The sequence below is a fragment of the Arcobacter roscoffensis genome, assembly GCF_024267655.1.
Classification (GTDB): Bacteria; Campylobacterota; Campylobacteria; order Campylobacterales; family Arcobacteraceae; genus Arcobacter_B; species Arcobacter_B roscoffensis.
In genome coordinates, this window is the sequence record NZ_CP100595.1 from 1,794,838 (window position 1) to 1,809,160 (window position 14,323).

Here is a 14,323-nt window from a genome sequence, read left to right on the forward strand (position 1 = left end):
ATTTTATATCCACTCTGATGCAACTTCAATTACTTGGTCACATACATAGTTAACTTCCTCATCTGTAAGTCCTGCATACATTGGAAGAGAAAGTATTTGTTGATAGTTATTTAAAGCATTTGAATATGCTGTAATTTTAATAGAATACTTTGTTTTATAATAAGATAAAAGATGTAATGGAATATAGTTAAGACCAGTAGCAACTCCTCTTTCTTTTAAAGCTCTTGCAAAAGCATCCCTATTTCTAGATACTCTTACAATAAATTGTGTAAATATATGTTCATCTTTATGAGGAGGAATAGAGATATGTTTTACCCCTGTTAATCTCTTCTCATATAAAGCTGCAATTTCTTTTCTTCTCTTGATAAAACTTTTTGTTTTATTTAACTGAGCTAGTGCATAAGCTGCATCTAACTCTGATAAATCATATTTATGACCAATATCAACCACATCATAAACATAGTCTAAGTTTCCATAGTTATCATAAGTTGTAGTTAAGGCATGAGTTCTTAATAATTTTGCTCTACTTGCAATCTCTTCATTATTTGTTACAATAATTCCTGATCTTGAAATAGCATATTTTGAGTTTGATGGATTTGTAGAGAAGATAGTCATATCAGCTCTTAAGTTTCCAACTGTTTTACCCTTATATGTTGCACCTAGTGAAGATCTACAATCTTCAATAAGAATAATTCCATATTTTTGAGCAATATCATAAATTCTATCTAAATCAGGAGTTTGACCACCAACAAAAGTAATAATCGCACCTCTTAATTTTTTAGAGTTATTCTCTTCTAAAGCCTTTTCAAATTTATCAACATCAATATTCATATCTTCCATATTAATATCAATAAAAACAGGCTCAGCATCAAAATGTCTAACACACTCAGGTAAGTTAACAAAAGAGTTAACAGACATAAGTATCTTATCACCTCTTTTAAGCTTTATTGCACTTAAAGCCAAGTGAATTGCTGCTGTTGAAGTAGCAGTAGCAACTGCGTGTTTAGCTCCTACAAAATTCTTAATACTCTCTTCAAACTCAAGTACTTTAGATAAGTCGTCTTTTGATTCCAAAACACTTCTTATCTGATTTAATTCCTCATTATCTAAAGATGCCTTATAAATTGCAACTTCTTTTTTCATAAATTTAACTCCACTTAATTTTTGCTATTGTAGGTAATTTACCTTTAAAAGCATTTGCTTTTATTCTATAATCTAACATATCTATTAATTTATCTTCAAAACCTAAAGCTATTAGTTCATCTTTTGATTTACCTTCATCAACCATAGGTTTTAATACGTCATCCATTTGCTTATATGAGTAACCTAACTCATTTTCATCACTTTGACCTTCCCAAAGGTCAGCGCTTGGAGCTTTATTTACTATTGCATCAGTTACACCTAAAAATTTTGCGAACTCAAACTCATCACTTTTGTACATTTCACCAATAGGATTAATTGCACAAGCAATATCCCCAAAAATAGTTCCATATCCTAAAAGTAACTCACTTTTATTAGATGTTCCAACAACTATTGATCTTTCCCTTGATGATACATCATAAAGTACAGACATTCTCATTCTTGCACTAAAGTTTCCAATTCTAAGTTTATCATCATCCATATTATCTATAAATGCTTCAACCATTGGAGCAATCGAAATTATTTCGTACTTAATATCAAACTTCTCACAAAGTTCAACAGCATGATCAGTTGAACTTTGACTTGAATATTGAGATGGCATTAAAACACAATTTAATTTATCACCAAAAGCTTCTTTACAAAGTACTGCTACTACAGCTGAGTCAAGTCCACCTGATAGACCTACAGTAACTTTTTCTAAACCTGTCTTTTTTACTTCTTCTTGTAAAAAAGTTATTAGTTGTTCTTTTATATTTTTCCAATTAATCAATTAGTATCCTTTTGACGAAGATTATTATAGCTCATCTTTTTTTGTTTTTTCATAAAGCTCATCTAGATAACCACTGCTAAGTGCAGACATACTACTTTTTCTCTCTAAAAGCTGATTTTTTATATCCAATAATTCCTCTTCTTCAAAATAAGTCAAATAGTTTGGATTTATTTCAATACTATCTTCATCAGATGTCTTTATAAGCTCTTTTATTTCTATTATTAACTCTTCTTTCATACTATTTCTTTGTAAATTTGTCTAAGATTTCTACTAAATAAAGTTCCATTTTTTCAGCCCCTATATCATCAGCAGAACTTTTACATGATTTACAACAAGTTCCAGCGTCTGTAAATTCACCTATTTCTTCCAGTGTAGTTGCTCCTCTTTCTTTTATAGAGTGTATTATCTCCCCTAATGTTACATGTTTACATGTACATACTTCATAAGAGTGAGGAAAATTCCTAGCCATACTTTTAATCCTTTTTTAGTTCATTTAAGATTTGTTTACAGTAAACCTTTTTTTTAATTTTACCAAAATCACCCTCTTCAAAAATACAATGTCTACACTCAGTACCAGCTGTAGTTGTATCTTGAAGCTCTCTTAGTGTTTTTACATTTTGATTATTTACTGCATTTTTTATGTCATTTATTGTAACATTTTTACAATTACATACTTCATAAGAGTCTTCAAATCCTAACATTAAAGACCTCTATTTTTTTTGATTATTTCATAAGCTTGATTTATCTCTTGAAGTTTTGAAGTTGCCTCATCTATGATATTTTGAGAAGCCCCTTGTCCTGAAAGAATATCTGGGTGATGTTTCTTTACTAATTTTCTATAATTCTTTTTAATAGTAGAGTCATCATCATTAACACTAGATTCTAAAAGTTCATAAGCCTTATCAAGACTTAAAGCGTCATTTTTAGCAGCATTTGCATAGAAAGCTTTAAAGTTACTAACTAAACTTTCAAAATCATTTTGTTTAATTTTTAAAGCATTTGCTATATCTTCTGTAATCATTTTTTCTGTATCTGAGAAATCCTTATCAATAAATGCAAGATTTAACAGATATTCCATAATTTTAACACGCTTTGTGTAATCAAATTTCGTCAAATTGTATAATTTTTCACAAATTTCAATTGTATTATCAAAACTTTCTTTTTGTTGTGTGTATAACTCTTTTAACCTATCTCTCATTTCATCTTGATTTTCAAAGTGCCTTGAAATATCATTTAATGTATGTTTTAAAAGTTCAGCTTCTAACTCACAAACTTTTCCATCAGCTTTTGCAACCTTTGCCATAAGACTTACTAAAAGCCCTGCTTCATGAGTCATAAGGTCACCATCAAATTTCTCTTTAACTTTTAAATTAATATTTTTAAACTTTTCAGTCTTATAATTCCTTGCTATTAAAAATAAAATAAAACCAATCACTAGTAAAACTATTATTTTCATCATCATCCTTTATTTAAATACGACTATTTTGCTAGATTTTATCAAATTTTAGTTAAAATCTTAACCTTTAAATATACACTGGAGTTATATTATGTTTGGAATGGGCTTTATGGAGATCCTGCTTATAGCAGTAATTGCGATTGTTGCTTTAGGACCTGATAAACTACCTACTGCGATGGTAGAAATAGCAAAATTTATTAAAAAATTTAAATCAGGTGTAGATGATGCAAAAACAACACTTGATAGTGAATTAAATCTTAAAGAAATGAAAGAAGAAGCGCAAATGTTCAAAGCGCAAATTGAAAACACTAAATCTTCTTTGAATGTAAAAAATCATATGGATTTAGGTTTAGATAATATTATGAACGATGATTTACCATCTTCTTCAAAAGTTCAAGAGGATAAGGAAGAACCTTCAAAAGATGAAAAGGTATCTTTCAAAAAGAAAAAAAAGAAAAACAAAGTTCAAGAAGAAGCTGTTGAAGAACTAGCTTCAATAGAAGAATCAAATGAACAAATCATGCAAAATGCTGCAAACAAATTTAAAGTGAACTTTCCCGAAGATAATGACAAAAATAAAGATGAAAAAAAAGAGGATAATGCTTAATGCTAGATGATTTAAAACCGCATATAGCGGATCTTAGAAAAAGGTTGATGGTATCAGGAGCAAGCTTAATAGTTATGTTCTTTGTATGTTTTTTCTTTTATGAACCAATTTTAGGTTGGATGATGGTTCCTGTTGAGGCTGTTTTACCACCTAATTCTCAAATGGTAGCAGTTGAGATTCAAGAAACATTCTTCACTGCCTTAAAAGTTGCTTTCTTTTCAGCTTTCTTATTATCATTGCCTGTTATATTTTGGCAAATGTGGCTGTTTTTAGCTCCTGGACTTTATGAACATGAAAAAAAGCTAGTTGTACCTTTTGTATTTTTTGCAACACTAATGTTTTTAGTTGGTGCTTCATTTGCGTATTATGTGGTTGTACCTTATGGCTTTGAATTCCTTGTAAACTTTGGTTCTGCTGTTGTTACAGTATTACCAAGTATTGGTAAGTATGTAGGTTTCTTTACAAAACTTCTATTTGGTTTTGGTGTTGCTTTTGAGTTACCAGTAATTACATTTTTCTTAGCAAAAATAGGACTTGTTGATGATAGAATGCTAAAAGACTTCTTTAAATATGCAGTTGTGCTTATTTTTATTTTAGCTTCACTTCTAACACCACCTGATGTATTAACTCAATTTTTAATGGCAGGACCATTAATCATATTATATGGGGTATCTATTTATATTGCTAAAGTATTTAACCCAGCAGATAAAGAAGAGGAGGAAGAGTAGAATTTATGCTTGATCCATTGAAAACTTCAAGCTATGATTATAACTTACCAAATGAACTCATAGCAACAAAACCCGTAAGCCCAGCAGACTCTGCTAGGCTTTTAGTTTATGATAGAAAAACTGACACTATAACTCATACAACTTTTAAAAACCTAATGGACTTTTTACCTGATGATATTTCTGTATTTTTAAATGATACAAAAGTAATAAAAGCTAGAATCTATGGTAAAAAAGAATCAGGTGGTAAAGTTGAACTTCTATTAAATAAGCCTTTATTTATGGATAGATACCTAGTAATGACAAGAGGTAGAGTAAAAGTTGGAAGTGAAATCTTTTTTGATAAAGGTTTACAAGCCAATGTACTTGAATTAAATGAAGATGGTAGTAGAGTAGTAAAATTTACTAAAAATGGTGAAAAAATAGACTTCTTAGAATTAGTAGAAATCTTAAACGATATAGGTCACTTACCACTACCTCCTTATATGAATAGAGAAGATAATCAAGAAGATGAAAAAGACTATCAAACACTTTTTGCTAAAAACTATGGAGCAGTAGCAGCACCAACTGCTTCACTTCACTTTACAGAAGAGCTTTTACAAAAAATAAATGATAAGTTTCCTGTAAACTATCTAACACTTCATGTGGGAGCTGGTACTTTTAAACCAGTTGATGCAGATGATATTTTAGAGCATCCAATGCATAGTGAATATTTTGAAATAGGAGCTACTGCGAAAGAGGCTTTAGATAAAGCAAAAAGCGTTTTAGCAGTTGGTACTACTGTTACAAGAACAGTTGAGTATTATGCAAGAACAAATAAAATCCAAGGTGAATGTGACTTATTTTTAAACCCAGCAAATAAGCCTATAAAAGTAAAGCATCTACTTACAAACTTTCACCTTCCTAAATCTACACTTATTATGTTAATTGCATCATTTGTAGGTTTAGAAAAAACACTTGAGATATACAATACAGCCATAGAAGAGAAATACAGATTTTACTCTTATGGTGATGGTATGTTAATCATATAAATAAATTTGAATATATTATAAAGGAAAAGCAATATGCCACATTATGTGTTATTTGATACAGAAACAACAGGAAATCAAGAAGAAGATAGAGTAATTCAATTTGGAGCTATGATTGTTGACCAAACAGGAAAAATAGAAGCTTATGATGAATTCTGTTCTAGTGATGTAAAAATCAAAATAGAAGCTATGGAAGTTCATAATATCACACCTGATTTAATTGAAGGAAAACCAACAGCTACACAAACTACTTTTTATAAAAGATTAGAAGAGTTAAACTCTCACGAGAACTTCTTAATTGCTCATAATATTGCATTTGATATGGGAATGATTGAAAAAGAAGGCTTTGTAAATAACTATCAAATAATTGATACTTTAAGATGTGCTAAACACTTATTTTCAGAATTGCCATATCATAGATTACAATATTTAAGATATGCCTTAGAGCTTTACAAAACAGAACAAGCAGAAGCCACAAGACATAATATCACAATCAAAGCCCATGATGCTATTGGTGATGTTTTAGTAATGAAGCTATTTTTAACAAAACTTGTAGCTAAATGTAGAGAGATTTATCCTGATTATAATCCAATGGAAAAACTAGTTGAACTTACAAAAACACCTGTATATATCAAAACATTTAAATTTGGTAAACACAAAGGTAAAGATATAGCGGATGTTGCCAAAGAAGACTCAGGATATTTAAACTGGATGAGAACAAATATGGATTTAGATGAGGATTTAAAATATACTCTTGATAAGGTTTTAGGAAGTAATCAAACTTACTAAAACTCCATAAATTCTGTCTTTTTTATATATTTTGAGTTAATTTCATTTAAGTTTCATTTAATTTCACTATAATTACGGAAAATTTTTTTAAAGGTTTAGCTTGAACAAATTTTCTAGAATAGGATTTATTCTAGCAGCTGCGGGTTCAGCTGTTGGTCTTGGAAATATATGGAAATTCCCATATGTTACAGGAGAATATGGAGGAGGAGCATTCGTACTTGTTTATCTTCTTGCAATTCTTTTTATTGGTTTAACTGTATTCTTAGCAGAAGCAGTTATAGGACAAAATGCACAATCTGATGTAGCAACATCGTTTGTAAAGACTTCAAAAACAAAAAATGAAAACTGGAAATTTGCTGGTTTTATGATTATAAGTGGTCTTTTGATTCTTTCATTCTACTCTGTTGTATTAGGGTGGATTTTAGACTATGTAATCACTTCTTTTTCTGCACTTCCTACTGAAGCTAGTGTTGCTGGTGCTGCTTTTGAAAAGCTTATTAGCGATGATATTGGTAACTTAATAGTTTATCATACACTTATAGCTGGAACTGTAATCTTTATTGTATTAAAAGGTGTAAAAGCAGGTATTGAAAAAATCAACTTAATCTTAATGCCCCTATTAGGAATTATTTTAGCTGGTTTACTTATTTATGCTTTAACTTTAGATTCATTCTCACAAGCTGTGTCATTTATGTTTAGCCCTGATTTTAGTAAGATAAATGGTGATGCCCTACTTGCTGCCTTAGGTCAAGCGTTCTTTACACTTTCACTTGGTGTTGGTACTATTATGACTTATTCTGCATCTTTACCTAAAGAAGCAAACTTTGTTAAATCATCATTTTATGTAGCTTTAGTTGATACAACTATTGCAATTATTGCTGGTCTTATCATCTTCTCATTTTTATTTGAAGCAGGAGCTCCAAGTGCTGCAGGACCTGGACTTGTATTTATTTCACTACCTGTTATTTTCTCAGGATGGGGAGTATTAGGTCAAGTTATTGCCGTATCTTTCTTTGTTGCATTAGTATTTGCAGGTATTACATCTGCTGTATCTATGATAGAACCATCATTAAAATTCTTTATTGAGAGATTTGGTTTTACAAGAAGAAAAGCAACTATTCTTTGTGGTTCAATTTTCTATGGATTAGGTATTGTAGCTTTACTATCTATGTCAAAAGCATATGGAGCAGAGTTAACATTCTTTGGTAAAAATGCCTTTGATTGGATGGATTTTATGACTTCATCTATTATGATGCCATTAGCTGCAATTATTACTTGTATTTTCTTAGGGTATTTTGTTGATAAACAAATGCTTCAAGAGAAGTTTACAAAACACACAAGCGTAGCTGTATTTAATATCTGGTATTCATTAATCAGATATGTTGTACCAATAGCAATTATAATTCTTTTCTTAAATAAATTAGGAATTCTTTCATAATAAACTAAAGGCTTAAAGCCTTTAGTTTAACTTCATACTTAAAACTTTAGCTATATTATAAGCACTTAATTCTAAGTTCTTTTTTGCATCTTTTTTTATAATTTCAAAGGACATTGAAATTGGTGTCACATCAAATACAGCATCAATACCATGGTCATATACAAGTTCATAATCATTTGAAGTACAGCCAGCTATTGCAATAACTTGCTTGCCGTATTTTTTAGCAAGCTTTGCAACTCCTATTGGTGTTTTCCCCTGTATAGTTTGGCTATCTATCTTACCCTCACCTGTTATAACTAAAGATGCGTCTTTTATGTGCTTTTCTAAATCTACTTTTTGTATAACAATATCAATACCACTTTTTAGTTTTGCATTCATAAAAGTAATCAAAGCAAATCCTAATCCACCTGCAGCTCCACAACCTTCAATATTCTTTGTTTTTTTATTAAAGCTCTTTTCACATAGGTTTGCAAATTTTTCTAGGCTTTTATCTAAAACCTTTATAGTTTTCCCATCTGCACCTTTTTGTTTCCCAAAAACGAAAGAAGCACCATTTATACCACAAAGTGGATTTTTTACATCACAAGCTACTTCTATATTTATATCTTTATACTTTTATAAACTACTTATATCAAAAGAGTCTATTTTTTCTATATATTTAGCTGCGACTATTGGTAATTCATTTTTATTATTATCATAAAATCTTACACCTAAAGCTTGAAGCATCCCAATACCACAATCATTTGTAGCACTTCCACCAAGACCCAAAATAAAACTTCTAAGACCTTTTTCATAGGCATCTTTTATTAACTGCCCAAAACCATAAGTTGTAGTTTCTAAAGGATTTTTTTCATCTTCTCTTAAAAGCTCCAAACCACTTGCTGTTGCCATTTCAATTACAGCTGTTTTATTATCACCTAAAACCCCGTAATATGCTTCAATATCTCTTTGCAAGGGATCTTTAACACAAACTTTCTTTATAGAGCCACTTGTAGCATCAACTAAAGCTCTAACTGTTCCCTCACCTCCATCAGCAAGGGGTATTTTTATAAACTCAGTATTTTTAAATACTTTTTTAAAACCTTCTTCAATTGTATTTGCTACTTCTTTAGCACTTAATGTTTCTTTGTATGAATCAGGTGCTATAACTATCTTCATTTTCTTCCTTTGTTTTGTATACAAGAGTTTTATTTCTTCCTGCTTTTTTAGCATCATACAATGCCTCATCTGCTCTTTTTAGTATAGTTTGTAGGTTTTTATCTTCATATTTATCAAGAATTGCAATTCCAATACTTATAGTAAATTTTATATCAAGTTGAGCTATTTTAAAAATACTATTTTCTATATCTACTCTTAACTCTTCACTTATTTTATAAGCAGCTTCTAGTTTTGTTTTTGGGAAGACTACAACAAACTCTTCTCCCCCGATTCTACTTATAACATCACTTTTTCTAAATTTGCTTAATAATTTGTTTGATAATTGAACTAAAATTTCATCACCTATGCCATGTCCATAAGTATCATTTATCTTTTTAAATTTATCTAGATCAATCATTATTAGACATAAAGGTTCATTATTTCTTATTGAAATCTGAATTAATGAATCCACAACTGAATTTAAATATCTTCTATTATATAAATTTGTTAAAGAGTCTTTTTCTGCCATTTCCTTTAAAAGCTCTTTGGATTCTTCTAAGTCATGGGTTCTTGTTTTTACTTTCTGTTCTAAATTTTCATTTAAATATTTCAAACTGTTTTTATATTTTTCTAAAATAGCATTGATTTTTTTTGACAAATAATAAAGTATAATTATTCCAAATAGCGTTGCAAGAAAAGAAAAGCATATTAAATTAAATATCATTTTATCTACTTGTTTATCTAGCTTCTCTTTTGCTTTTATAATCTCATTTTCTATATAGTTTGTATAAACTCCTGTACCTATTACCCAATCGAACTTATCAAAGCTTTTTACATAAGATATTTTTTTTGATGGTTTATTTGTTAAAGGGTCAACAGTTGCTATATATTCAACAAAGCCTCCATCACTTTCTTTTCCTTTTTTGATAATATCTTGAACTATATATTTGCCACCTATATTTAAATGCCATCTATTTTTGCCAAGTAAATCTTTTTGAGTATGAGAAATAGTATGTCCTGTATAATCAAAAGCAAAAACATAGCCTTCTTTTAAAAAACTCATTATATTTAATAACTCTTGTAGCTTATTCATAGTAGAAAAGTATATATCTTCTTCATATTTTGCACTACCTATAAAAACATCTAAAGGTTCAAATTTCTTAAGATATCCGATTTTTTCTTTTACTATTGATTCATTTGGTTTAAACCACTTCCATGTCAAAAAGCCTTCACTATTTAACTTCAAAAAATTTAAAAATTTATTTATTGTATTTTGAGCTGCTATATCATCAAGAATTAAAAAGTTTTTTCCCTCATATTTACTGTTATGAGGGTGCATTAAAGAAGTTCCATTATAATCAAACAAGAAATAGTAGCCCATTTTATTTTCAAAGAATTTAATATATGCTAATTTTTCTTTTACTTTTTCTATAATCTCTTCTTTTACTAAACCTTTATTATTTTCATATGTTTTTTCTATAATATCATATGCAATATTTACAGTATTTTTGATTTCTTGTTTTTCATTATCTTTTATTTGCTCATAGGACTTATCTAAAAGATTGATGGTGTTTAAGACCCTTGATTTAATTTCATTTTTAATTTTTATATTCTCGTGAGAAACTAGTAGTTGTTTTTGATTTTCAAAATAGTCTTTAAGCTGTACGATAGATATACTAGTTAAAAATATAGAAGTAAATAAAACTCCCAATATAGGAATAACTATAATCAATTTCTTAATATTATTTTCACTCATGATAAGAAACCTTTTTTATATATAATTAATTATAACAAATTATATATAGAGTTTATATCAAAAGAGTATCAATTTATATTTTTGTACATAAAAAAAGGGAAAAGAGTTCTAGACCTCTTTTCCCTTTATTATTATCAAGTTTAAGAATAAACATTTTTGTTTATCTTACTCACTATGTAGTGAATTTTTATTATTTTAAGTTTGTTACAACAATACTAAGAATGATAATCCTTCGTCATTTACACCTCCATATTGTTTCGGATAATGTAATTATAACATCATTTCATCTTAAAAGCAACTTAAAAATGCTTAGTTACTTAAAGCATTTAATACTCTGTACTCATCTAAAGCAAAATCATCAGTCATACCTGAGATATAATCTATAAGCAATCTAGCCCTTAAATACCACTCTTCTAGCTTATATTTATTACTGTTTTTAGCACTATTTATTTCTTCTAAACTATTTTTATATGCAACAATATGTTTTGAAGATAAACGCTTTACTAAACGCTGTGAAATAAAACATGAGATATTTTTATCTGAAATCAACTCAGAAAACTCTTCACTTGATAGTTTAAGTAAGGGTGTGTATATATCAAGTAGTGAGCTTAATATTTTGTGCCCTTTTAATTCTAAAGTTTGTTTATCTTTATTGCTGTAGATATATTTGATAGAAATCTCTTGTAAAATATTTATTGCTTTTGTATATTTACTGTTTTTATCAAATTCTAAAAGAGCATCATTAAATTCACCATTAAAAACCTTTTCATGATTTTGAACATAAATATCTGAGACATGCTCAACTAAGGCATGTGTTAATTTCGCTCTTGTTAGTGTTAAGAATAGATTGAACTGATAAGGTTCATCTTCATTCTCTTTAGCTTTTTGATAAAAGCCTTCAACTAAATCATGTAAATAAGTCTCCCCTATTTTCTCACAATGCTCTTTTATAAGTCTATAAATATCTTCAAATTTTAATATTCCTTTATCAACTGCATCTTCCATATCTGCATTTAAATAAGAAATATCATCAGCTGCTTCCATGATATAAGTTATTGGAAATCTACAGCCTTTTTTTATATCTAAAGTCTCACAAATCTCTTTTACTATATCTCTTTCAGAATAGTAATAACCTGGCTTTTTCATAAGGTAACTATACTTATGATCTTTTTGAGGTCTTTTTTCATATGCTGCTCTTGAATATTTTAAAATTGCTGCAATTTGTGTATATGATAAATTTAGTCTTTGAAGTTTAGTCACAACTCTTATAGCTTGGGCATTTCCATCAAAGTTGCAAATATCTTCTACTAGCATCTCTTTAAATTCTTCATCTTCTTTTTTAACATCAAGCAAATCATTAAGTAACTTTACACCTTTATTTCTCATCCAATCATTTATAGCAACTTCTGCAAAGTGACCAAAAGGAGGATTTCCTATATCATGAAGTAAACTTGTCATTTCAGCTGTTGATACAAAAGCATCTCCCAATTTCTCTAAACCATGTTTTTTATCAAGTTTTTTGATAATAGTTTTTGCTATATACCTTGCTGTTTGGGAAACTTCAAGGGAGTGTGTAAGTCTACTTCTAACTGCTGCGTTTAACTCCAAAGGGAATACTTGTGTTTTTTTCTGTAATCTTCTTAAAGCAGGAGCTGAAAGAATTCTTCCTCTGTCACTCTCAAAAGAGTTGTTTATGTCTGAGATAGGATACATTTGTCTATGTATTGTAATTTTGTTATTATAATCAATCATCTTTTTCTCTTTTCTTCTTATATTTTTTTAATTTCTTCTCATTTATTTTCTCAAGTAGTGCAGATGTAAAAATACTGCCAGGAATTGCATAAAAAGCAATTCCTAGAAAACTAACAATTGTGGTCAAAATTCTACCCATAACAGTAACTGGATACATATCCCCATAACCAACAGTTGTAAAAGTAATAACAGCCCACCACATAGTAGTAATCATACTAGTAAAAACTTCAGGTTGTGCATCTTTTTCAAAATAATAAACCAAAGGAGTGATGGTTAAAAGTAGTACAAAAAGTACTATAGTAATAAAGAAAAACTCTTCTTTTTTCTCTTTTATAATTGAGCTTATTAAATTATCAAATTCTCCAAACTTAGCTAATCTAAATAACTTAAAAATTCTTAGAATTCTCAAAGCCCTTAAAAAACCAAAATCAAGATTAAACATAGATAAATAAAAAGGTAAAATCGCGATTAAATCAATAATCATAAAAGGTCGTAAAATATACTTTACACGAGTTAGTTTCGGTTTATAAGTAATACTATAAACCCTAAGCATATACTCAATAGTAAATAAAAATACATTGATAAAATTTATAGTACTTAGTATCTTGAAATATTCAGATAAACTCTTTTCTGTTTGTAAAAACAAAACTGCAATACTTATAAATATATTTAAAAATATAGCTACTTGTATAATAGTTCCATATTTATGTTTTCTTGGATTTTCAAAGATAATATATAGTTCTTGTTTTAAGTTCATAAGTTCTTTATTTTATTGGATTTTTAGTAATAATTTATCTTATCAGCTTCCAACTTACACTTTGGTTTATTATTTTTTAAAAAAACTAATATATAATTGGATTTTTAAAGGATATAAGATGTTTGAAAAAATCAAAGAGTTTTTTAAAGAAGAAGAAAAGTTTCCTTGTATAGTTTGGGATGGTAAGATGATGAAATACCTTGATTTAACTCAAAAACAAATAGATGAAATAAATAACGACCCTAAATATGAAGAATGGACCGCTACTAAAAAGGATGAGTGCTAAAATATATGGAATTATTAGATAAAGAATATGGAATATACTTATTAGACTTAGATAATTATGAGTTTCCAACACTTAGTATGATGAAAGATGATTTAGTTGCAGTTGGAGGAGATTTTCATCCACAAAGACTTATAAATGCCTATTCAAATGGACTTTTCCCTTGGTTTATAGATGAATATAATCACATACATTGGTACAGTCCAAATAAAAGAATGATACTTTATCCAAATGAAATGAAAGTATCAAAAAGCCTTAAAAAATCCATAAAAAACAAAGGCTTCGTAGTAAAAACAAATGAAAACTTTGAAGAAGTTATGAAAAACTGTGCAAAAATAAAAAGAAAACATGAAGATGACACTTGGATAAATGATGACTTTATTCAAGCTTATACCAACTTATATAAATTAGGATATGCCTACTCTATTGAGACTTATTTAGATGATGAGTTAGTTGGTGGATTATATGGGGTTTTAATAGATGATGTATTTTGTGGGGAAAGTATGTTTTCAAAAGTAAGTGATGCTTCAAAGGTAGCCTTTTATCACTTATGTAAACAAGCCCAAGAAAATGACATAAGACTAATTGACTGCCAAGTACATAATGAGCACTTAGCAAGTCTTGGAGCTTATGAAATACCAAGAGAAGAGTATTTTAAGATTTTATATAAAAAGAATTAAACCTTT

Annotated in this window: 16 protein-coding genes and 1 pseudogene; 7 read left to right on the plus strand and 10 right to left on the minus strand. The window is 28.8% G+C overall.

What is annotated here, in order from left to right; translation table 11 throughout:
* Nucleotides 1-3: 3 nt before the first annotated feature.
* Genes NJU99_RS08380 through NJU99_RS08405 form a run of 6 tightly spaced genes read right to left on the minus strand, consistent with a single transcriptional unit; the run spans nt 4 to nt 3,365 of the window.
* Entirely contained in the window at nt 4-1,143 is a 1,140-nt protein-coding gene (locus NJU99_RS08380; protein ID WP_254575466.1) for a DegT/DnrJ/EryC1/StrS family aminotransferase, read from the minus strand.
* Between the two features lie 4 nt (nt 1,144-1,147).
* Entirely contained in the window at nt 1,148-1,909 is a 762-nt protein-coding gene (locus NJU99_RS08385) for an NAD+ synthase (RefSeq protein WP_254575467.1), read from the minus strand.
* A gap of 24 nt (nt 1,910-1,933) precedes the next feature.
* Nucleotides 1,934-2,146, minus strand: coding sequence for a hypothetical protein (locus NJU99_RS08390; protein WP_254575468.1), 213 nt, complete (start codon nt 2,144-2,146; stop codon nt 1,934-1,936).
* Between the two features lies 1 nt (nt 2,147).
* A complete protein-coding gene (locus NJU99_RS08395; protein WP_254575469.1) occupies nt 2,148-2,378 on the minus strand; it encodes a (2Fe-2S)-binding protein in 231 nt (76 codons plus the stop codon).
* A gap of 4 nt (nt 2,379-2,382) precedes the next feature.
* Nucleotides 2,383-2,610 (minus strand): (2Fe-2S)-binding protein, encoded by a 228-nt coding sequence (locus NJU99_RS08400; RefSeq protein WP_254575470.1) that lies wholly within the window; start codon nt 2,608-2,610, stop codon nt 2,383-2,385.
* Nucleotides 2,610-3,365, minus strand: a complete 756-nt coding sequence (locus NJU99_RS08405; RefSeq protein WP_254575471.1) for a TerB family tellurite resistance protein — start codon at nt 3,363-3,365, stop codon at nt 2,610-2,612. The genes NJU99_RS08400 and NJU99_RS08405 overlap by 1 nt, the downstream gene beginning before the upstream one ends.
* Before the next feature lie 91 nt (nt 3,366-3,456).
* Here NJU99_RS08405 and tatB point away from each other — a divergent pair, with 91 nt between their 5' ends.
* The 5 genes from tatB to NJU99_RS08430 all read left to right on the plus strand — a co-directional run bounded on the left by tatB (nt 3,457) and on the right by NJU99_RS08430 (nt 7,952).
* Nucleotides 3,457-3,972 (plus strand): Sec-independent protein translocase protein TatB, encoded by a 516-nt coding sequence (gene tatB / locus NJU99_RS08410; RefSeq protein ID WP_254575472.1) that lies wholly within the window; start codon nt 3,457-3,459, stop codon nt 3,970-3,972.
* A complete protein-coding gene (gene tatC / locus NJU99_RS08415) occupies nt 3,972-4,700 on the plus strand; it encodes a twin-arginine translocase subunit TatC (protein ID WP_254575473.1) in 729 nt (242 codons plus the stop codon). The genes tatB and tatC overlap by 1 nt, the downstream gene beginning before the upstream one ends.
* 5 nt (nt 4,701-4,705) lie before the next feature.
* Nucleotides 4,706-5,728, plus strand: coding sequence for a tRNA preQ1(34) S-adenosylmethionine ribosyltransferase-isomerase QueA (gene queA, locus NJU99_RS08420; protein WP_254575474.1), 1,023 nt, complete (start codon nt 4,706-4,708; stop codon nt 5,726-5,728).
* 33 nt (nt 5,729-5,761) lie between these two features.
* Nucleotides 5,762-6,514 (plus strand): exonuclease domain-containing protein, encoded by a 753-nt coding sequence (locus NJU99_RS08425; RefSeq protein ID WP_254575475.1) that lies wholly within the window; start codon nt 5,762-5,764, stop codon nt 6,512-6,514.
* A gap of 100 nt (nt 6,515-6,614) precedes the next feature.
* A complete protein-coding gene (locus tag NJU99_RS08430; protein ID WP_254575476.1) occupies nt 6,615-7,952 on the plus strand; it encodes a sodium-dependent transporter in 1,338 nt (445 codons plus the stop codon).
* A gap of 21 nt (nt 7,953-7,973) precedes the next feature.
* Here the strand turns inward: NJU99_RS08430 and NJU99_RS08435 are convergent.
* The 4 genes and pseudogenes from NJU99_RS08435 to NJU99_RS08450 all read right to left on the minus strand — a co-directional run bounded on the left by NJU99_RS08435 (nt 7,974) and on the right by NJU99_RS08450 (nt 13,354).
* Nucleotides 7,974-9,179: pseudogene (locus NJU99_RS08435) on the minus strand (glycerate kinase).
* Nucleotides 9,088-10,845, minus strand: a complete 1,758-nt coding sequence (locus NJU99_RS08440) for a sensor domain-containing diguanylate cyclase (protein WP_254575477.1) — start codon at nt 10,843-10,845, stop codon at nt 9,088-9,090. Before NJU99_RS08440 ends, NJU99_RS08435 begins: the two are co-directional and overlap by 92 nt.
* Before the next feature lie 309 nt (nt 10,846-11,154).
* Nucleotides 11,155-12,597: a dGTPase gene (gene dgt / locus NJU99_RS08445; protein ID WP_254575478.1), complete on the minus strand. Its 1,443-nt coding sequence runs from the start codon at nt 12,595-12,597 to the stop codon at nt 11,155-11,157.
* The gene (locus NJU99_RS08450) at nt 12,590-13,354 is read right to left on the minus strand and encodes an ion transporter (RefSeq protein WP_254575479.1); all 765 of its coding nucleotides are present in this window, start codon (nt 13,352-13,354) and stop codon (nt 12,590-12,592) included. Before NJU99_RS08450 ends, dgt begins: the two co-directional genes overlap by 8 nt.
* 118 nt (nt 13,355-13,472) lie before the next feature.
* Between NJU99_RS08450 and NJU99_RS08455 the strand changes: the two genes are divergently transcribed.
* Complete coding sequence (locus NJU99_RS08455; protein ID WP_254575480.1) at nt 13,473-13,640, plus strand: hypothetical protein; 168 nt, start codon at nt 13,473-13,475, stop codon at nt 13,638-13,640.
* A 5-nt stretch (nt 13,641-13,645) separates the two neighbouring features.
* Entirely contained in the window at nt 13,646-14,317 is a 672-nt protein-coding gene (gene aat / locus NJU99_RS08460) for a leucyl/phenylalanyl-tRNA--protein transferase (protein WP_254575481.1), read from the plus strand.
* Nucleotides 14,318-14,323: the final 6 nt, after the last annotated feature.